The sequence below is a fragment of the Variovorax sp. GW821-FHT09A10 genome, from assembly GCF_059418385.1.
The window spans coordinates 758036-775296 of record NZ_JBWKPT010000002.1; the positions used below are offsets into that span (position 1 = coordinate 758036).

The 17261-nt window shown below is 67.9% G+C and carries 20 protein-coding genes; 17 read left to right on the forward strand and 3 right to left on the reverse strand.

Going from position 1 to position 17261, the window contains the following annotated elements:
* Window positions 1–39: 39 nt before the first annotated feature.
* Both AC07Q9_RS10300 and AC07Q9_RS10305 read left to right on the forward strand, forming a co-directional pair.
* Window positions 40–225 (forward strand): hypothetical protein, encoded by a 186-nt coding sequence (locus AC07Q9_RS10300; RefSeq protein WP_495309220.1) that lies wholly within the window; start codon window positions 40–42, stop codon window positions 223–225.
* Between the two features lie 92 nt (window positions 226–317).
* Entirely contained in the window at window positions 318–788 is a 471-nt protein-coding gene (locus AC07Q9_RS10305) for a DUF192 domain-containing protein (protein ID WP_492683781.1), read from the forward strand.
* Between the two features lie 66 nt (window positions 789–854).
* On the opposite strand, the gene AC07Q9_RS10310 is transcribed toward AC07Q9_RS10305, so the two are convergent.
* Both AC07Q9_RS10310 and xseA read right to left on the reverse strand, forming a co-directional pair.
* The gene (locus AC07Q9_RS10310) at window positions 855–1436 is read right to left on the reverse strand and encodes a superoxide dismutase (RefSeq protein ID WP_095745206.1); all 582 of its coding nucleotides are present in this window, start codon (window positions 1434–1436) and stop codon (window positions 855–857) included.
* A 50-nt stretch (window positions 1437–1486) separates the two neighbouring features.
* Window positions 1487–2800 (reverse strand): exodeoxyribonuclease VII large subunit, encoded by a 1314-nt coding sequence (gene xseA / locus AC07Q9_RS10315; protein ID WP_489056878.1) that lies wholly within the window; start codon window positions 2798–2800, stop codon window positions 1487–1489.
* Between the two features lie 312 nt (window positions 2801–3112).
* Between xseA and AC07Q9_RS10320 the strand changes: the two genes are divergently transcribed.
* From AC07Q9_RS10320 to adk, 6 genes are all read left to right on the forward strand, one after another.
* Window positions 3113–3745, forward strand: a complete 633-nt coding sequence (locus AC07Q9_RS10320; protein ID WP_070060550.1) for a MotA/TolQ/ExbB proton channel family protein — start codon at window positions 3113–3115, stop codon at window positions 3743–3745.
* Between the two features lie 14 nt (window positions 3746–3759).
* Window positions 3760–4185 carry an ExbD/TolR family protein gene (locus tag AC07Q9_RS10325; RefSeq protein ID WP_495309972.1) on the forward strand — a complete coding sequence of 142 codons (426 nt, stop codon included), beginning with the start codon at window positions 3760–3762 and terminating at the stop codon, window positions 4183–4185.
* A complete protein-coding gene (gene lpxK / locus AC07Q9_RS10330) occupies window positions 4186–5181 on the forward strand; it encodes a tetraacyldisaccharide 4'-kinase (protein WP_495309221.1) in 996 nt (331 codons plus the stop codon).
* Entirely contained in the window at window positions 5162–5344 is a 183-nt protein-coding gene (locus AC07Q9_RS10335; protein ID WP_013541700.1) for a Trm112 family protein, read from the forward strand. The genes lpxK and AC07Q9_RS10335 overlap by 20 nt, the downstream gene beginning before the upstream one ends.
* Window positions 5341–6114 carry a 3-deoxy-manno-octulosonate cytidylyltransferase gene (gene kdsB / locus AC07Q9_RS10340; RefSeq protein WP_495309222.1) on the forward strand — a complete coding sequence of 258 codons (774 nt, stop codon included), beginning with the start codon at window positions 5341–5343 and terminating at the stop codon, window positions 6112–6114. Before AC07Q9_RS10335 ends, kdsB begins: the two co-directional genes overlap by 4 nt.
* 135 nt (window positions 6115–6249) lie before the next feature.
* A complete protein-coding gene (gene adk / locus AC07Q9_RS10345) occupies window positions 6250–6906 on the forward strand; it encodes an adenylate kinase (RefSeq protein ID WP_056581227.1) in 657 nt (218 codons plus the stop codon).
* Window positions 6907–6919: 13 nt separating this feature from the next.
* Here the strand turns inward: adk and AC07Q9_RS10350 are convergent, their stop codons facing one another.
* On the reverse strand, window positions 6920–7906 hold the full coding sequence (locus tag AC07Q9_RS10350; protein ID WP_495309223.1) for an asparaginase: 987 nt from the start codon (window positions 7904–7906) through the stop codon (window positions 6920–6922).
* Window positions 7907–7979: 73 nt separating this feature from the next.
* Between AC07Q9_RS10350 and lexA the strand changes: the two genes are divergently transcribed.
* The 9 genes from lexA (at window position 7980) to AC07Q9_RS10395 (ending at window position 17175) form a co-directional block, all read left to right on the forward strand.
* A complete protein-coding gene (gene lexA, locus AC07Q9_RS10355) occupies window positions 7980–8663 on the forward strand; it encodes a transcriptional repressor LexA (RefSeq protein WP_056581233.1) in 684 nt (227 codons plus the stop codon).
* A 143-nt stretch (window positions 8664–8806) separates the two neighbouring features.
* Window positions 8807–9190 (forward strand): hypothetical protein, encoded by a 384-nt coding sequence (locus AC07Q9_RS10360; RefSeq protein WP_495309224.1) that lies wholly within the window; start codon window positions 8807–8809, stop codon window positions 9188–9190.
* 158 nt (window positions 9191–9348) lie between these two features.
* A complete protein-coding gene (locus AC07Q9_RS10365) occupies window positions 9349–10356 on the forward strand; it encodes a D-2-hydroxyacid dehydrogenase family protein (protein WP_489056884.1) in 1008 nt (335 codons plus the stop codon).
* A gap of 4 nt (window positions 10357–10360) precedes the next feature.
* On the forward strand, window positions 10361–11521 hold the full coding sequence (locus AC07Q9_RS10370; RefSeq protein WP_495299868.1) for an MFS transporter: 1161 nt from the start codon (window positions 10361–10363) through the stop codon (window positions 11519–11521).
* A 133-nt stretch (window positions 11522–11654) separates the two neighbouring features.
* A complete protein-coding gene (locus tag AC07Q9_RS10375; protein WP_495309225.1) occupies window positions 11655–13175 on the forward strand; it encodes a 3-hydroxyacyl-CoA dehydrogenase in 1521 nt (506 codons plus the stop codon).
* 11 nt (window positions 13176–13186) lie between these two features.
* Entirely contained in the window at window positions 13187–13966 is a 780-nt protein-coding gene (locus AC07Q9_RS10380; RefSeq protein WP_070060542.1) for an oxepin-CoA hydrolase, alternative type, read from the forward strand.
* Window positions 13967–14026: 60 nt separating this feature from the next.
* A complete protein-coding gene (locus AC07Q9_RS10385) occupies window positions 14027–14746 on the forward strand; it encodes a Crp/Fnr family transcriptional regulator (RefSeq protein ID WP_056581250.1) in 720 nt (239 codons plus the stop codon).
* A 10-nt stretch (window positions 14747–14756) separates the two neighbouring features.
* Entirely contained in the window at window positions 14757–15863 is a 1107-nt protein-coding gene (locus AC07Q9_RS10390) for a phosphotransferase (protein WP_495299866.1), read from the forward strand.
* A gap of 34 nt (window positions 15864–15897) precedes the next feature.
* A complete protein-coding gene (locus tag AC07Q9_RS10395; protein WP_492678849.1) occupies window positions 15898–17175 on the forward strand; it encodes an acyl-CoA dehydrogenase family protein in 1278 nt (425 codons plus the stop codon).
* Window positions 17176–17261 lie beyond the last annotated feature (86 nt).

A 17261-nucleotide genomic window follows, 5' to 3' on the forward strand; every position in this document is an offset into this window, starting at 1 on the left:
AGGGAGGTGATCCAAATCAACAATCTCAAAGGATTTCTCATGAACAAGCTGATCGCAGCCCTGGTCGCCGGCCTCTTCGCAGCCGGTGCATTCGCTCAAGCCGCCGAACCCGCTCCCGCAGCGTCGGCCGCTCCCGCCGTCCACAAGGCCAAGGCCAAGCACACGGTCAAGAAGCACAAGGTGCGCCACGTCTCCAAGGCCCACGCCGCCGCCAAGAAGGTGTAAGCTTTCGAGCTCCCGGCAATGCCCGCTTCAGCGGGCATTTTTATTGGTCACGGGCCGACCCTCATGCGTCCCGCCCCCGAAAGAGTCATCCGATGTTTCAGCGTCTCGCCGCGCTGCTTCTGGTGTCCGCGTCCTTCCTGGCGCCGGCCCACGCGCAGCAGCAACTCCAACCGCAACCCCAAACCGATCTGGCACGCACGCAGTTGTCGGTCGGCCTCTACAAGATCGATGCGCAGGTGGCGCAATCGCCCCGCGAGCGCGAGATCGGCCTGATGTTCCGCAAGACGATGCCGCAGGCCGAAGGCATGATCTTCGTGTTCGAGCAACCGGCCACGCAATGCTTCTGGATGCGCAACACGCTGCTGCCGCTGACCGCCGCCTTCGTGGCCGATGACGGCCGCATCGTCAACCTGGTCGACATGCAGCCGATGACCGAGAACTCGCATTGCTCCGAGGAGCCGGTGCGTTACGTGCTCGAGATGAACCAGGGCTGGTTCGCCAAGAAGAACATCAAGAAGGGTGCCAAGCTCGGCGGAGAGCTGTTCTCCGCCGCCAAACGCTGAAATCAGCGCCCGTAAAAAAGCCGACCCGCAGGTCGGCTTTTTTCATGGCGAGCGCCGGGCCCGGCTTCAGCCGAAGTTCTTCGCAGCGAAGTCCCAGTTGGCCAGCTTGGCCAGGAAGGTCTCGACGAACTTCGGGCGCAGGTTGCGGTAGTCGATGTAGTACGCGTGTTCCCACACGTCCACGGTCAGCAGCGCGGTGTCGGCGGTGGTCAGCGGCGTGCCGGCGGCGCCGGTGTTCACGATGTCCACCGAGCCGTCGGCCTTCTTCACCAGCCACGTCCAGCCCGAGCCGAAGTTGCCCACGGCCGACTTCACGAAAGCTTCCTTGAAGGCGTCGTAGCTGCCCCACTTGGCGTCGATGGCCTTGGCCAGCGCGCCGGTGGGTGCACCGCCGCCCTGGGGCTTCATGCAGTTCCAGAAGAAGGTGTGGTTCCAGATCTGCGCGGCGTTGTTGTAGATGCCGCCGCTGGACTTCTTGACGATCTCTTCGAGCGTCATCGCTTCGAACTCGGTGCCCTTTTGCAGGTTGTTCAGGTTCACCACGTAGGCGTTGTGGTGCTTGCCGTGGTGGTACTCGAGCGTTTCCTTCGAATACTCGGGGGCCAGTGCGTCGATGGCGTACGGCAGGGGTGGGAGCACATGTTCCATGGTTTTTTCTCGTGGGTTGGTTGTGGGGAATGAAGGATTCTAGGAAGTAATCAGGGGGGCGGCGTCGGACGTGTTCCCGTCGCACCGCCGGGCGTCACGGTCAGGTCGACCGAGCCATCCGAAAGGCGCGCGACCACGGCATCGCCGGCCTGCAGGCTGCCTGCGCTGATGACTGCTCGGCCCTCGCCGTCAGTCAGCAGGGCGTAGCCACGCTGCAGCACCAGGGCCGGGTCGAGCAGCCGCAGGCGCAGAGCCACGCGCTCGAGCCGCTCACGCCGCTGCGTCAGCGCGCGCGTGAACTTCGACGAGAAATCGTTGCCGATGGCTTGCGGCACCTGCCCCAGACGTTCCCGGCGCGACAGCACTGCGTAGTGAAGCCGCTGTGCGTGATGCGCCAGCCGCAACTGCTGGCGTGCGACCAGGCTCGATGGGCGGCCCAGCCGCGCCGCCGCCTGGTCCAGCCGTTGGCCGAGCACGTCGAGCCGTCCGCCCAGCGCATCGCCGAGCCGCTCATCGAGCAGATCGAGCGCGCTGAGCCACAGGTCGCGCGGCGCGCTGACGAGTTCGGCGGCGGCCGTCGGCGTCGGCGCGCGCAGGTCGGCGCAGAAGTCGGCAATCGTGAAATCGGTTTCGTGCCCCACGCCGCTGATCACAGGCACGGGACTCTGCACGATGGTGCGCGCCAGCGTTTCGTCGTTGAAGGCCCAGAGGTCCTCGATCGAGCCACCGCCGCGCACCAGCAGGATCACGTCGACGGCCGGCTCCAGCGAGTAGAGCGACTGCAAGGCGCGCACCAGCTCGCCCGGCGCGCTGGCGCCCTGCACTGCCGCCGGCGCCAGCACCACGGGAATATGTGGGACGCGCCGCCGCAGCGCGGTGACGACGTCATGCAGCGCCGCGGCGCCCAGCGAGGTGACGACGCCCACTGCACGCGGCATGGACGGCAGCGCCCGCTTGCGCGCCGGATCGAACAAGCCCTCGGCTTCGAGGCGCGCCTTGCGCTGCAGGAACTGCTCGAACAGCGCGCCCTGCCCCGCGCGCCGCAGGCTTTCGACCACCAATTGCAGGTCGCCGCGCGGCTCGTACACCGCCAGCCGACCACGCACCTCGACCTGGTCGCCGTCACGCGGTGTGAAGTCGAGCAGGCCGGCCGCTCGGCGGAACATCGCGCAGCGCAGCTGGCCGGATTCGTCCTTGAGCGAGAAATAGCAATGACCGCTCGACGCACGCGAGAAACCCGAAATTTCTCCGCGCACCGAGACCGGGTTGAAACGCGCGTCGAGCGCATCGGCCACCGCGCGGCACAGCGCGCCCACGGCCCACACGCGCGGCCCGGGCGCTGCATTCGGCTCCCTGAAGCTCATCGCGCCCCTCCGCCACCGACCGCCACTCTTCCACAACGGGCGCTGCGCCCCCCACTTTGGAGGGGTATGGTGGAACAGATGCACGAGTTCTCGTGCAAGCTGTTGATTTCATTAAAAAAAGTGCTGCTCAAAATTCAATCGATCTAACGGAAAGCCCGCCCCATGCGGGTTCGGAGACATTGCGCGATGGGTTAATCACAAAGTTATCCACAGAATCTGTGCGTCCTTGCCGACACGCAAACAAGCCGCGAGCCGATGGTGGCTCGGTGGATAATCGCCGCGCATTTGCAGTCTACGGGCCGGAGGATTTTCTTGTTTTCCATCATTGTTGCCGCGGGCTGGCCAATCTGGCCATTGCTCGCCTGTTCGGTCATCGCACTCGCGCTGGTCATTGAACGTTTCACCAGCCTCAAGACCGTCAAGGTCCTGCCGCCGAAGCTGCTGGACGAGACCATCACCGTGTCGCGCGGCGCGGTTCCCGGCCCGGATGTCGTGACCAAACTGGAAAGCAACTCGATGCTCGGCCAGGTGCTGGCCGCCGGCCTGCGCGCGCTGAACGCCAACCCGCGCTGCACCGAAGAAGACCTGCGCGCCGCCATGGAGGCCTCCGGCCGCACCGTGGCGCACAAGCTGGAGCGCTATCTGCCGGCACTGGCCACCATCGCCTCGGCCGCGCCGTTGCTCGGCCTGCTGGGCACGGTGATCGGCATGATCGAGATCTTCGGCTCGCAGTCGCCCGGCAGCGGTGCGGTCGGTTCGGGCAACCCGGCGCAGCTGGCGCACGGCATCTCGATCGCCCTGTACAACACGGCCTTCGGCCTGATCGTGGCGATTCCGACGCTGATCTTCTGGCGCTACTTCCGCAGCCGCGTCGACGAGTACCTGCTGAACCTCGAACTCTCGGGCGAGCGCTTTGCGCGCCACCTGAACGCCCTGCGCAAATGAGCTCGCGCGGCCGCATGCAGTTTCGCCACGGCGCGCGCGACGAGCCGGAGATCAACCTGATCCCGTTCATCGACGTGCTGCTGGTCGTGCTGATCTTCCTGATGCTGTCGACCACCTACAGCAAGTTCACCGAGATGCAGCTGCGGCTGCCGACGGCGGACGTCGACGCCCAGCGCGACTACCCGAAAGAGGTGATCGTGGCGGTGTCGGCCGACGGCCGCTACGTGATCAACAAGTCGCCGCTGGCGGACCGCAGCGTCGACACCGTGACCGCCGCGCTCGGTGCCGCCGCCACCGGCGGCAAGGACAGCGTCGTGATCATCAGCGCCGATGCCGCCAGCCCGCACCAGGCCGTGGTGACGGTGATGGAGGCCGCGCGCCGCGCCGGCCTGATGCAGATCACCTTCGCCGCCCAGTCGACGGCCCAGGCCGGTCACTGAGTGTCGACCGGCGCGCGGCTGCAGGATGCCTGGCTGCGCCGCGGTGCGCTGGCCTGCCTGCTGTGGCCACTGTCGCTGGTCTATGGCGCCCTCTTCGCGCTGCGGCGTGCCTTCTATCGATGGGGCTGGCAGAAAACCGGACGCGTGCCGGTTCCTGTGATCGTGGTCGGCAATGTGATTGCGGGCGGGGCCGGCAAGACACCGGTCGTGATGGCGGTCGTGCGGCATCTCCAGGCGCGCGGGCTGCGCGTGGGCGTGGTGTCGCGCGGCTATGGCCGGCGTACCGACGACTGCCGTGAAGTCCTGCCGGACAGCGATCCGCAGGACGTCGGCGACGAGCCCGCGCTGATCCACCATGCCACCGGCGCACCCGTCTTCGTCGCCCCGCAGCGCATCGAGGCCGTACGCGCCCTGCTCGAGCGGCACCCGGCCACCCAGGTCATCGTCAGCGACGACGGCCTGCAGCATTTGGCGCTGGCCCGCGACATCGAGATCTGCGTATTCGATGACCGCGGCGTCGGCAACGGCTGGCTGCTGCCTGCCGGCCCCTTGCGCGAGCCGTGGCCGCGCCGCTGCGACCTGCTGCTGCACAGCGGCGAGCGGCCCGCCTTCGGCGGCGGCTACACGGCCACCCGCGAACTGGCGCCGTACGCCCTCGCGAAGGATGGCCGACGCATCCCGCTCGACACGCTCGCCGGTCAGCCCGTGATCGCGCTCGCCGCCATCGCGCGGCCGCAAGCCTTCTTCACGATGCTGCGCGCACGCGGACTGACGCTCGCGAACACCCTCGCGCTGCCCGATCACCACGATTTCACTGAATGGCAACGTCCGGCCGGGCCCGCCCTGCCCCTCGTCTGCACGGAAAAAGACGCCGTCAAGCTCTGGCACCAAGCACCCGACGCGCTCGCCGTGCCACTGCACTTCGAACCCTCGCCGGCGTTCTTCGCCGCCCTCGACGCAAAGCTATCATCGCTCGATGGATACCAAGCTGCTTGAACTGCTCGTCTGCCCCGTCACCAAGGGCCCGCTGACCTGGAACGCCGAGAAGCAGGAACTCTGCTCGCGCAGTGCGCGCCTGGCCTACCCGGTGCGCGACGGCATCCCGGTGCTGCTCGAGAACGAGGCCCGCACGCTGTCCGACGAAGAGCTGGGCCTGTGAGCTTCACCGTTCTGGTGCCGGCCCGGCTGGCTTCGACGCGACTTCCCAACAAGCCGCTGGCCGACATCGCCGGCCTGCCGATGGTCGTGCGCGTGGCACAACGCGCCCGCCAGTCCGGCGCCCTTCGCGTGGTGGTGGCCGGCGACGACGCCGCCATCATCGAGGCCTGCAAGGCGCACGGTGTCGAAGCCCTGCTGACCCGCCAGGACCACGGCAGCGGCACCGACCGGCTGGCCGAAGCCTGCGAACAGCTCGGGCTCGACGGTGACGCGATCGTCGTCAACGTGCAGGGCGACGAGCCGCTGATCGACCCCGCGCTGATCGACGCCGTGGCCGCCACGCTGGCTGCGCGACCGCAGGCCGCCATGAGCACCGCTGTCCATGCGATCGACTCGCTGGCCGACTTCATGAATCCGAACGTCGTGAAGGCCGTGCTCGACGCGCAGGGCCATGCGCTGTACTTCAGCCGCGCACCGATCCCCTGGTGGCGCGACGGCTCTTCGAGTGGTGCGGCGCCGTCGGTGCTACCCAGCCCCGCACCGCTGCGCCACATCGGCATCTACGGCTATCGCGCGGGCTTCGTGCGGCAATTTCCGTTGCTGTCGCCCGCGCCCGTCGAAGCCACCGAAGCACTCGAACAGCTGCGCGCGCTGTGGCACGGGCACCGCATCGCGGTGCATGTGAGCGATGTCGCCCCGGGCCCCGGGATCGACACGCCCGAAGACCTGGCGCGCGTGCGCGCGGTCTTCGCGGCCAGCTCGTCTGTGTGAACTGCCCGCCGTCCCCGAGGGAACGGCGGCAATTTGTCACGGGCACGCATGCTATCCTCGACGCAATTCCGCCTCGGCGCGCCTGAGGGTGCGCATGGGGCGCGACACAAAATCTAAGAACCTTCCGAGGACACCATGAGACTTATTTTGCTGGGCGCGCCCGGGGCAGGCAAAGGCACGCAAGCGACCTTCATCTGCCAGAAATACGGCATTCCCCAAATTTCGACCGGCGACATGTTGCGCGCCGCCGTCAAGGCAGGCACCCCCCTCGGGCTGCAGGCCAAGACGATCATGGATTCGGGTGCACTGGTCAGCGACGACCTGATCATCAACCTCGTGAAGGAACGCATCGCGCAGCCCGACTGCAACGGCGGCTTCCTGTTCGACGGCTTCCCGCGCACCATTCCTCAAGCCGACGCCATGAAGGCGGCCGGCGTCAAGCTCGACTACGTGCTCGAGATCGATGTGCCCTTCGGCGACATCATCGAACGCATGAGCGGTCGCCGCTCGCACCCGGCATCGGGCCGCACCTACCACGTCAAGTTCAATCCGCCGAAGGTGGAAGGCAAGGACGACGTGACCGGTGAAGAGCTGATCCAGCGCGAAGACGACAAGGAAGAGACCGTGCGCAAGCGGCTCGACGTCTACAGCCAGCAGACCCGTCCGCTGGTCGACTACTACTCGGCCTGGGCCAAGGCCGATCCGGCCGCCGCGCCGAAGTACCGCGCCATCCAGGGCGTGGGCACGGTCGATGAGATCACGCAGCGCGCGCTTGCCGCACTGAACAGCTGATCCGTCAGCCTTCTTAGCCGCCCTCCGACTCTGGCAGGGCGGCCACTCCCAACAGTTCCAGCACCAGCGCGACCCGCGCCTTCACCGGCGTGAGTGCGCCCGCATCCCGCAGCCCGTCGCCGGGTTTCGGCAGGATGCGTCCGTTCGCACAGCGCGTGGCACGCAGTACTGCCACGCCGCCGTCCTGCGCCTTCAGCGCCGCGGCTTCCAGTGCGTGGTGCACGGTGCCATTGCCGGTCGCGGCCACGACCAGTCCGCGCAAGGGCTCAGCCGATGGAAGTAGCAACGCCTCGACGATCGCACCGCTCGCGCCCGCGTGGCTCATGACGATCTCGACGCGGGGCCACGGCTTCGACACGGCCGCCAGCCGCGCAGCATCGAACGGCGCTCCCTGCGGCCACGCGCGAACGCGGCGCACCTCGCCCTCTTCCACATAGCCGACCGGCCCCGCATCGCCCGACGCGAAGGCGTCGAGACGGTAGGTGTGCACCTTCTGCACATCGAGGCCGCTGTGGACCGTGCCCGCACACACCACCGTCACGCCCTGCGCTCCTGGCGTCGAAGCCACCACGAGCGCATCGCGCACGTTCTGCGGACCATCGGGCGACAACGCCGTCGCCGGGCGCATCGCGCAGGTCAGCACCACCGGCTTGTCTGGCGCGAGCACGGCGTGCAAGAAGAAGGCTGTCTCTTCCAGCGTGTCGGTGCCGTGCGTGATCACGATGCCAGCCACATCAGGTTGCGCCAGCCAGTGTGCGCAGCGCGCAGCCAGCTGGCGCCAGGTGTCGGCGTCCATGTCCTTGCTGTCGAGCTGCGCGACCTGCTCCGCCACCAGCGCCACGCCGGCCGGTGCCTCGATGCCGCCCAGCAGGTCCGCCACCCCCACCTGCCCGGCGGTGTAGCCGATGTTGTCGCCGCTGCTGACAGCCTTGCCGGCAATGGTGCCGCCGGTGCCCAGCACCACCACGCGGCGCGTCTCGGACGAAGAGGAATGAGTCATGGCTTGTCAACTTTTGAAAACTGGTTAAAAATACAGGTACTGGATATCTAGCCAGTGCCGCAAGGAAACCACTATGCAGTTCGCAGTGAAGCTTACCGCCCGCCAGCAGCAGATCCTGGACCTGATCCAGGCCGCCATCGCACGCACCGGTGCGCCGCCCACGCGCGCCGAAATCGCCAACGAGCTGGGCTTCAAGTCGGCCAACGCCGCCGAAGAGCACCTGCAGGCCCTGGCCCGCAAGGGCGTCATCGAACTCGTCAGCGGCACCTCGCGCGGCATCCGCCTCAAGGGCGATGCGCTGCGCTCGCTCCACGAAACGCGCCACCGCGAAGGCAACCAGTTCTCGCTCTCGCTGCCCGGCATGGCCCAGCTCGCGCTGCCGCTCATCGGCCGTGTGGCGGCGGGTTCGCCCATCCTCGCGCAAGAGCACGTCGACCAGACCTATTACGTCGAGAACACGTTGTTCCAGCGCCAGCCCGACTACCTTCTTAAGGTACGCGGCATGTCGATGCGCGACGCCGGCATCATGGACGGCGACCTGCTCGCCGTGCAGGCCACCAAGGAAGCGCGCAACGGCCAGATCGTGGTGGCACGCCTCGGCGAAGAAGTCACCGTGAAGCGCCTGAAGCGCAACAAGCAGGTGATCGAGCTGCACGCCGAGAACCCCGACTACCCGACCATCATCGTCCAGCCCGGCGAGCCCTTTGAAATCGAAGGCCTCGCGGTCGGCCTCATCCGCAACACCATGCTGATGTAGGCCCCTGGCCTGCTGCCAACGGCAGCAGCACCTCATCCGGCCGCGACAGGTGGCGGGCGTATGGCGCGAAGTCGCCATCACCCTGTTGCGGCCGATTCAAGAAATCCTGCCTGTGTTCAACCTCATACTTTTTTGGAGTTCACATGGGAATCGCCCTCCTCGCCATCGCCGACCTCTGGTCGCCCCTGCAATCGCTGGCCACCCGCTGGATGCCTGTCCGCCGCCCGTCACGCAGTGACAGCAGCGACGCTGCCGCCGGTCTGCGCTACGTGGCCATTCGCCCGGCCTGCACGGCACGCACCGCCGGCGGCCCGGCGGCGGCCACATCGCCATCCACCGCCGCGACACCCGCCCGCCCGCTGCGCGTGGTCCGTGTGGTCGACCGGCAAGGCTCGCAGCGCGGCTGTGCCAACCGGGTCGTGATCTCCGGCCGCATGGCCGACGTGTGCGCCGAACTCGACCGGCTCGCCGCACTGGAAGCCGCGGAAACCGGCAGCGGCACGCCCCGCCCCAGCCACCTGCACTGAGAAGGTGCGAACGAGCCCGCCGTGCCTGCGCGCCCCGCACGCGCATGGCGGATTCACCCCCAACGGCCTGAAACAGGCCTCCCGGGCGCCATCTGGCACGGGGTATCCAAACGTTCACACGTGCGACGTGCCGATGCTGCGAGGCACAATGGCATGCCATGAACATTGTGATCCTCGACGATTACCAGGACGCCGTGCGCAAGCTGCAGTGCGCCGCCAAACTGGACGCCTATGCCGCCAAGGTCTACACCAACACGGTCAAGGGCATCGGCCAACTGTCGGTTCGCCTCAAGGATGCGGACGTCATCGTGCTCATCCGCGAGCGCAGCCAGATATCCCGCCAACTGATCGAGAAACTGCCCAAGCTCAAGCTGATTTCCCAAACCGGCCGCGTCGGCGGCCACATCGACGTCACGGCCTGTACCGAACGCGGTGTGGCGGTGGCCGAAGGCTCGGGCTCGCCGCAGGCCCCCGCCGAACTCACCTGGGCGCTGATCATGGCGGCCATGCGCCGCCTGCCGCAGTACATCAGCAACCTCAAGCACGGGGCCTGGCAGCAGTCGGGCCTCAAGTCGGCGTCGATGCCGCCGAATTTCGGCGTGGGCTCGGTGCTCAAGGGCAAGACGCTGTGCATCTGGGGCTACGGCCGCATCGGCCAGCTGGTGGCCCGCTACGGGCAGGCCTTCGGCATGCAGGTCGTGATCTGGGGCCGCGAGGCCAGCTGCGCCAAGGCGCGCTCCGACGGCTTCCAGGTGGCGCAGAGCCGCCACGAATTCTTTGCCGCGGCCGACGTGCTGTCGGTGCATCTGCGGCTCAACGAGGACACCCAGGGCCTCGTCAAGCTCGAAGACCTCTCCCGCATGAAGCCGACGGCGCTGTTCGTCAACACGTCGCGCGCCGAGCTGGTGGAGGCCGATGCCCTGCTGGCCGCGCTCAATCGCGGGCGCCCCGGGCTGGCGGCCATCGACGTGTTCGAGAGCGAGCCGCCGCTGCAGGGCCATGCGCTGCTGCGCCTCGAAAACTGCATCTGCACGCCGCACATCGGCTACGTCGAGCAGGAAAGCTACGAAAGCTACTTCGGCCAGGCGTTCGACAACGTCGTGAGCTACATCAACGGCAACCCCACGAACATCGTGAATCCCGGCGCGCTGCAGGTTCGCCGGTGAGTTCATGAGCCGGCCCGCGCCGCAGCGCGGCGCGCTCTGGGCGCTGCTGGCCGGCAATTTCGTGATCGGCACGGGCGTGATGGTCGTGCCCGGCACCCTCAATGAAATCAGCGTCTCGCTGGCGATCCAGGTCGCCACGGCGGGCCAGCTGATCACTGCAGCCGCCTTCGTGATGTGCCTGGGCGCCCCGCTGCTGGCCGCCGCGGTCGCCGGCTGGGACCGCCGCAAGCTGCTCGCCCTCACCCTGCTCTGGTACGCCGCGTGGCACGTGGTCGCGGCGCTCATGCCCAGCTTCGGCGCACTGCTGCCGGTGCGCATGCTGACGGTGATCGCGCCCGCCATCTTCACGCCCCAGGCTGCGGCCTGTGCCGGCATGCTGGTGCCGCCCGAGCAGCGCGGGCGCGCCGTGACCTTCGTCTTTCTCGGCTGGTCGGTGGCCTCGGTGCTGGGCCTGCCGATCGGCGCGCTGATCGGCGGCCACCTGGGCTGGCGCATGGCCTTCATGGCCATCGCGGCGCTCAGCGTCGTGAGCGCCGCCTCGGTGTGGTTCACGCTGCCCAACGGCATCCGGCCCGCCGCGCTCACCGCCGCCGCCTGGTCGCGCGTGCTGCGCAGCCCGGTGCTGATGGGTATCGTGTCGGTCACGGCGCTGCAGGGCGTGGGCCAGTTCGTGCTGTTCAGCTATTTCGGCCCGCTGCTCAAGCAGGGCTTCGGCGCCGACGCCAACACGCTGAGCCTGATGTGGGCGCTGTTCGGTGCTTTCGGCCTGCTGGGCAACATGGTGGTCAGCCGCTACATCGACCGCGTCGGCGCCGGGCGCATGGTGCTGTTGACGACCGGGCTGATCGCGCTGAGCCTGCTGCTGTGGCCGCTGGCCAGCACGCTGGCGTGGCTCGCGGTGGTGCTCGTGCCCTGGGGCCTGGGCTGCTTTGCCACCAATTCCTCGCAGCAGGCGCGCCTCGTGGGGCTGGCGCCCGCCCTGGCGCCGGGCTCGGTGGCGCTCAACAGTTCGGGCATCTACATCGGCCAGGCCCTGGGTGCGGCGCTGGGCGGCTGGCTGCTGGCGAACGACGCCACCGAGTGGATGAGCCGGGTCGGTTTTGCACTGATGCTGTTGGCGATGGGCCTGAGCATCGCCATCGATCGCAGCCGCCGCCCGGCCTGATTCCGATGCCCCGCGTAACACCCGGGGCGCGGGCCTCCCGCGAGATTGCAAAATCGGAGCTTTCGTCCGCGTCGCGCACCCGCGCCGGCGCGGTCGCCCCGGACACCCACCAACCCATGAGAACCTTGATCCCATGACAGTGAACTACCCCCGAATCGGCGTGATCGGCGCCGGCGCCATGGGGCGCGGCATCGCGCAGATCGCCGCCCAGGCCGGCAGCGAAGTGCTGCTGCTCGACAGCTTCGCAGGCGCCGCCGAGCGCGGCCGCGAAGCCCTCGCCGCCCAATGGAACAAGCTGCACGAGAAGGGCAAGATCGACGCCCCCACGCGCGACGCCTACGTGGCGCGCGTGAAGGCGGTCGACGGCATGCAGGCGCTCTCAGGCTGCGACCTCGTGGTCGAGGCCGTGGTCGAGAACCTCGAGGTCAAGCGCACGCTGTTCCGCGAGCTCGAGGACGTGGTCGCGCCCACCGCCACGCTGGTCACCAACACCTCGTCGCTGTCGGTCACGGCCATCGCGGCCGGCCTGCAGCACCCCGAGCGCTTTGCGGGCTTTCACTTCTTCAACCCGGTGCCGCTGATGAAGGTGGTCGAGGTGGTGGCGGGATTCAAGACCTCGCCCGAGGTCTGCCAGCAGCTGGCCGGCTACGCCGCGCAGATGGGCCACAGCGCCGTGCAGGCGCAGGACACGCCCGGCTTCATCGTCAACCACGCGGGCCGCGGCTACGGCACCGAGGCGCTGCGCATCGTCGGCGAAGGCGTGGCCGACTTCGCCACCATCGACCGCATCCTGAAGGACCAGGCGGGCTTTCGCCTCGGCCCGTTCGAGTTGCTCGACCTGACGGCGCTCGACGTGTCGCACCCGGTGATGGAGTCGATCTACCACCAGTACTTCGAAGAGCCGCGCTTCCGCCCGAGCGTGATCACCGCGCAGCGCCTGGCCGCCGGCGCGCTCGGCCGCAAGACCGGCGAAGGCTTCTACCGCTACGACAACGGCGTGATGCAGCAGACGCCCGAACCGCCAGCGCCGGTGATTGAAGGCACGCCCGCGGTCTGGGTGTCGCCGCGCGCCGCGCGCCGCGCCGAGCTGCTGCGCCTGGTGAACACGCTGGGTGCGCAGATCGACAGCGGCAGCGCTCCCGCACCGCAGTCGATCATCCTGGTCGCGCCGCTGGGCTTCGACGTGACGACGGTCGCGGCCGTCGAGCGGCTGGACGCCACGCGCACCGTCGGCATCGACATGCTCATCGACGACGCCGCCACCAAGCGCCGCGTGCTGGCCACCAACCCGGCCACGCGCCGCGACGTGCGCGACGCCGCGCACGCCCTCTTCGCGCGCGACGGCAAGGCCGTGAGCGTGATCCGCGACAGCGGCGGCTTCGTCACGCAGCGCGTGATCGGCGCCATCGTCAACATCGCCGCCGACATGTGCCAGCAGCGCGTGTGCACGCCGGCCGACCTCGAGACCGCCGTGCAGCTGGGCCTGGGCTACCCGCGCGGCCCGCTCGCCATGGGCAACCTTTATGGGCCGACCAACATGCTCGAGGTGCTGTTCAACCTGCAGACCGTGTATGGCGATCCGCGCTATCGCCCGAGTCCGTGGCTGCGCCGCCGCGGCGCGCTGGGCCTGAGCCTGCTGCACGAAGAAGAATAAGCACGCACACCATGACCGCCGAACTCAAGAGCACCAGCGAAGGCAGCACCATGGTGCTGACCATCGTCAACCCGACCCAGCGCAACGCGCTGGGCCCCGAGATCTATGCCGCCGGCATCGAGGCGCTGAACGGCGCCGAGAGCAGCGACGAGATCCGCAGCGTCGTCATCGTGGGCGAAGGCGCCTGGTTCTGCGCCGGCGGCTCGCTGCAGCGGCTGCTGGCCAACCGACAGCTCGACCGCTCGGTGCAGGCCGAGAGCATCGAGGGGCTGCACAACTGGATCGACTCGATCCGCACCTTCCCCAAGCCGGTCATCGCGGCCGTCGAGGGTGCGGCGGCCGGCGCCGGCTTCTCGCTCGCGCTGGCCTGCGATTTCGTCGTGGCCGCGCGCGACGCCGTGTTCGCGGCCTCGTACAGCAACGTGGCGCTGTCGCCCGACGGTGGCCTCAGCTGGCACCTCGGGCAGGCGCTGCCGCGCCAGCTGGCGAGCGAATGGCTGATGAACGGCGAGCGCATCGAGGCCGCACGCCTGCATGCCTTCGGTCTCGTCAACGAACTCACCGACAGCGGACAGGCGCTGGCCGGCGCGATGGCCCTGGCCACGCGCCTGAACGCGCGCGCACCCAATTCGCTGGCCAGCATCAAGGAGCTGCTGAGCGACGCGCGCGGCGCCACGCTGGCGTCGCAGCTATCGCAGGAGCGCGATCATTTCGTGCGCAACCTGCACCACGCGAACGCGGGCATCGGCATCGCCGCGTTCCTCGACAAGACACCGCCTCGTTACGAGTGACGCCTGACGGCGTCGCTCTTGAGACACCCCACAGCTTTTCAGTCGCCGAGAGGACAGACCATGGACGACCCCATTCTTACCATCGAAGAACGTGAAGCGATCAACAGTGGTCGCTGGTTTTCTTCCCTATCTCCATCACTACGGCACGACATCCTCCGATGCGCCTTTGTCAAACGCTACAAGGACGGCGACCTGCTCGCCGCGCGCGGCGACCCGCCCGAGCACTGGATCGCCTGTGCCAAGGGGGCGTTGCGCGTGAGCTCGACCGCGGTGTCGGGCAAGCAGGTGACGCTGACCTACGTCGAGCCGGGCATCTGGTTCGGCGACGTGGCGATGTTCGACGGGGAACGTCGCACGCACGACACGTACTCGCACGGCGACACCACCGTGCTGTGCGTGGCGCGGGCCGATTTCCAGAAGATCCTGGCCACGCACGTCGAGCTGTACGAAGCGCTGATGCGGTTGCAGGCGCGCCGCATCCGCACGCTGTTCGGGCTGGTGGAAGACCTCAACACCCTGCCCTTGCGCGCACGCCTGGCCAAGCAACTCATTCATCTGGTGCGCAGCTACGGCGTGCCCAGCCTGGACGACGGCAGCCAGACGCGCATCGGCCTGCAACTGGCGCAGGAGGAACTCGCGCAGCTGCTCGGCGCCTCGCGCCAGCGGGTCAACCAGGAACTCAAGACGATGGAGCGCGAGGGCACCATCCGCATCGAGCCGGCCGGACTGGTCGTGCTGGACCGCTCGGCGCTGATGCAAATCTCCGTAGCAGACAACTAAAAGAATCGACATGAGCCAGGACTTCTCCAGTTTCATCGGCACCCGTGCGGTGTCCCAACAGCACACCTTCGACGTCGACGCGCTCGCGGCCTGGCTCGAAAAGAACCTCGAGGGCTTCCAGGGTCCGTTGACGGTCGAGATGTTCAAGGGCGGCCAGTCGAACCCGACCTACAAGCTCGTCACGCCCACACAGAGCTACGTGATGCGCGCCAAGCCCGGCCCGGTCGCCAAGCTGCTGCCTTCGGCCCATGCGGTCGAGCGCGAATACAAGGTCATGCGCGGCCTGCAGGGCACCGATGTGCCCGTGCCACGCATGTACTGCCTGTGCGAAGACGAGGCCATCATCGGGCGCGCCTTCTACATCATGGAGTTCATGCAGGGCCGCGTGCTGTGGGACCAGTCGCTGCCCGGCTTCAGCAACGCCGAACGCGCGGCCTACTACGACGAGATGAACCGCGTCATCGCGGCGCTGCACACGGTCGACTTCGCCGCCCGCGGCCTGGGCGACTACGGCAAGCCCGGCAACTACTTCGAGCGCCAGATCGGCCGCTGGAGCAAGCAGTACAAAGCCTCGGCCGACGGTGCCGGCGAACTGTCGCAGCCCATCGAAGCCATGGAGCGCCTGATCGACTGGCTGCCCGCCCACATGCCGGCAAGCGCGCGCGACGAGACCAAGGTCTCGATCGTGCATGGCGACTACCGCCTGGACAACGTGATGTTCCACGCGACCGAGCCGCGGATCATCGCGGTGCTCGACTGGGAACTCTCCACGCTGGGCCACCCGCTGGCCGACTTCAGCTACCACTGCATGTCGTGGCACATGCCCCCCACCACCGGCCGCGGCATCGGCGGCGTGGACGTGGCGGCGCTGGGCATTCCCACCGAGAGCGAATACATCGCCCGCTATTGCGAGCGCACGCGCATCAGCACGCCCGAGGCGCTGGCGCCCGACTGGAATTTCTACCAGGCCTACAACCTGTTCCGCATGGCTGCCATCCTGCAGGGCATTGCGAAACGGGTCGAAGCCGGTACCGCATCGAGCGAGCAAGCCGTGGCGTCCGCCCGCGGCGCGCGGCCGATGGCCGAGATGGCCTGGCAATTTGCCCAAAAGGCATAGCCAGCCCTCCCCCTTAACCCCACCAGGAGACAGCATGGATTTCGAATATTCGGCCAAAACCAAGGAGCTTCAGAAGCGCGTTCTCGCCTTCATGGAAGACCACATCTACCCGGCCGAAGCCGAGTACAGCGCCGAACTGGCCGCCAACACGGTCGCCGGCAAGCGCTGGAGCGCCCTGAAGACCGTCGAGAAGCTCAAGGACAAGGCCAAGGCCCAGGGCCTGTGGAACCTGTTCCTGCCGGTCGACAGCGCCTCGGCCTCGGGCTATGAGGGCGCGGGCCTGACCAACCAGGAATACGCCCCGCTGGCCGAGATCATGGGCCGGGTGCCATGGGCGTCGGAAGCCTTCAACTGCTCGGCGCCCGACACCGGCAACATGGAAACCATCGCACGCTACGGCTCGGAAGAGATCAAGGCGCGCTGGCTCAAGCCGCTGCTCGAAGGCCAGATCCGCTCGGCCTTCGCGATGACCGAACCCGACGTCGCCTCCAGCGACGCCACCAACATCGCCACCCGCATCGAGCGCCAGGGCGACGAGTACGTCATCAACGGCCACAAGTGGTGGATCTCCGGTGCCGCCGACCCGCGCTGCGCCGTGTTCGTCACCATGGGCAAGACCGACCCCGAAGCGCCCAAGCACTCGCAGCAGAGCATGGTCATCGTGCCGGCCGATGCCAAGGGCATCCGCATCGTGCGCCCGCTGAACGTGATGGGCTACGACGACGCGCCGCACGGCCACGTCGAGATGTACTTCGAGAACGTGCGCGTGCCCGTCGGCAACATCCTGCTGGGCGAAGGCCGCGGCTTCGAGATCGCCCAAGGTCGCCTTGGCCCCGGACGCATTCACCACTGCATGCGCCTGATCGGCCTGGCCGAGCGCGCGCTCGAGCTGATGTGCAAGCGCGCCTCGTCGCGCGTGGCCTTCGGCAAGACCGTCGCCTCGCAGACCGTCACGCAGGAACGCATCGCCGAAGCACGCTGCAAGATCGACATGGCCCGCCTGCTCACGCTGAAGGCCGCCTGGCTGATGGACGTGGCCGGCAACAAGGTCGCGCGCACCGAGATCGCCATGATCAAGGTCGTGGCACCCACCATGGCCTGCCAGGTCATCGACTGGGCCATGCAGGTCCACGGCGGCGGCGGCATGTGCGACGACTTCCCGCTGGCCGCGGCCTACGCCGGCGCACGCACGCTGCGCTTTGCCGACGGTCCGGACGAAGTGCACCGCAACGCGATCGCCAAGTGGGAGCTGGGCAAGTACGCCGCCGACAAGTCGGGTGCCACCGCCGACGCGCCTGTCACGCGCTTCTGATCCGGGAAAAAGAAAGGGCGCGATCGCCGCGCCCTTCTCTTTCTCATCTGGCCATGCCGCCCACGCCTTGCGCGTCGGCGGCATTT

Bases quoted from the DNA above. Each gene is read 5' to 3' on its own strand.
- AC07Q9_RS10300 (WP_495309220.1), top strand. From the start codon at position 40: ATGAACAAGCTGATCGCAGCCCTGGTCGCCGGCCTCTTCGCAGCCGGT.
- AC07Q9_RS10305 (WP_492683781.1), top strand. From the start codon at position 318: ATGTTTCAGCGTCTCGCCGCGCTGCTTCTGGTGTCCGCGTCCTTCCTG.
- AC07Q9_RS10310 (WP_095745206.1), bottom strand. From the start codon at position 1,436: ATGGAACATGTGCTCCCACCCCTGCCGTACGCCATCGACGCACTGGCC.
- xseA (WP_489056878.1), bottom strand. From the start codon at position 2,800: ATGAGCTTCAGGGAGCCGAATGCAGCGCCCGGGCCGCGCGTGTGGGCC.
- AC07Q9_RS10325 (WP_495309972.1), top strand. From the start codon at position 3,760: ATGCAGTTTCGCCACGGCGCGCGCGACGAGCCGGAGATCAACCTGATC.
- AC07Q9_RS10335 (WP_013541700.1), top strand. From the start codon at position 5,162: ATGGATACCAAGCTGCTTGAACTGCTCGTCTGCCCCGTCACCAAGGGC.
- adk (WP_056581227.1), top strand. From the start codon at position 6,250: ATGAGACTTATTTTGCTGGGCGCGCCCGGGGCAGGCAAAGGCACGCAA.
- AC07Q9_RS10350 (WP_495309223.1), bottom strand. From the start codon at position 7,906: ATGACTCATTCCTCTTCGTCCGAGACGCGCCGCGTGGTGGTGCTGGGC.
- lexA (WP_056581233.1), top strand. From the start codon at position 7,980: ATGCAGTTCGCAGTGAAGCTTACCGCCCGCCAGCAGCAGATCCTGGAC.
- AC07Q9_RS10360 (WP_495309224.1), top strand. From the start codon at position 8,807: ATGGGAATCGCCCTCCTCGCCATCGCCGACCTCTGGTCGCCCCTGCAA.
- AC07Q9_RS10365 (WP_489056884.1), top strand. From the start codon at position 9,349: ATGAACATTGTGATCCTCGACGATTACCAGGACGCCGTGCGCAAGCTG.
- AC07Q9_RS10370 (WP_495299868.1), top strand. From the start codon at position 10,361: ATGAGCCGGCCCGCGCCGCAGCGCGGCGCGCTCTGGGCGCTGCTGGCC.
- AC07Q9_RS10375 (WP_495309225.1), top strand. From the start codon at position 11,655: ATGACAGTGAACTACCCCCGAATCGGCGTGATCGGCGCCGGCGCCATG.
- AC07Q9_RS10380 (WP_070060542.1), top strand. From the start codon at position 13,187: ATGACCGCCGAACTCAAGAGCACCAGCGAAGGCAGCACCATGGTGCTG.
- AC07Q9_RS10385 (WP_056581250.1), top strand. From the start codon at position 14,027: ATGGACGACCCCATTCTTACCATCGAAGAACGTGAAGCGATCAACAGT.
- AC07Q9_RS10390 (WP_495299866.1), top strand. From the start codon at position 14,757: ATGAGCCAGGACTTCTCCAGTTTCATCGGCACCCGTGCGGTGTCCCAA.
- AC07Q9_RS10395 (WP_492678849.1), top strand. From the start codon at position 15,898: ATGGATTTCGAATATTCGGCCAAAACCAAGGAGCTTCAGAAGCGCGTT.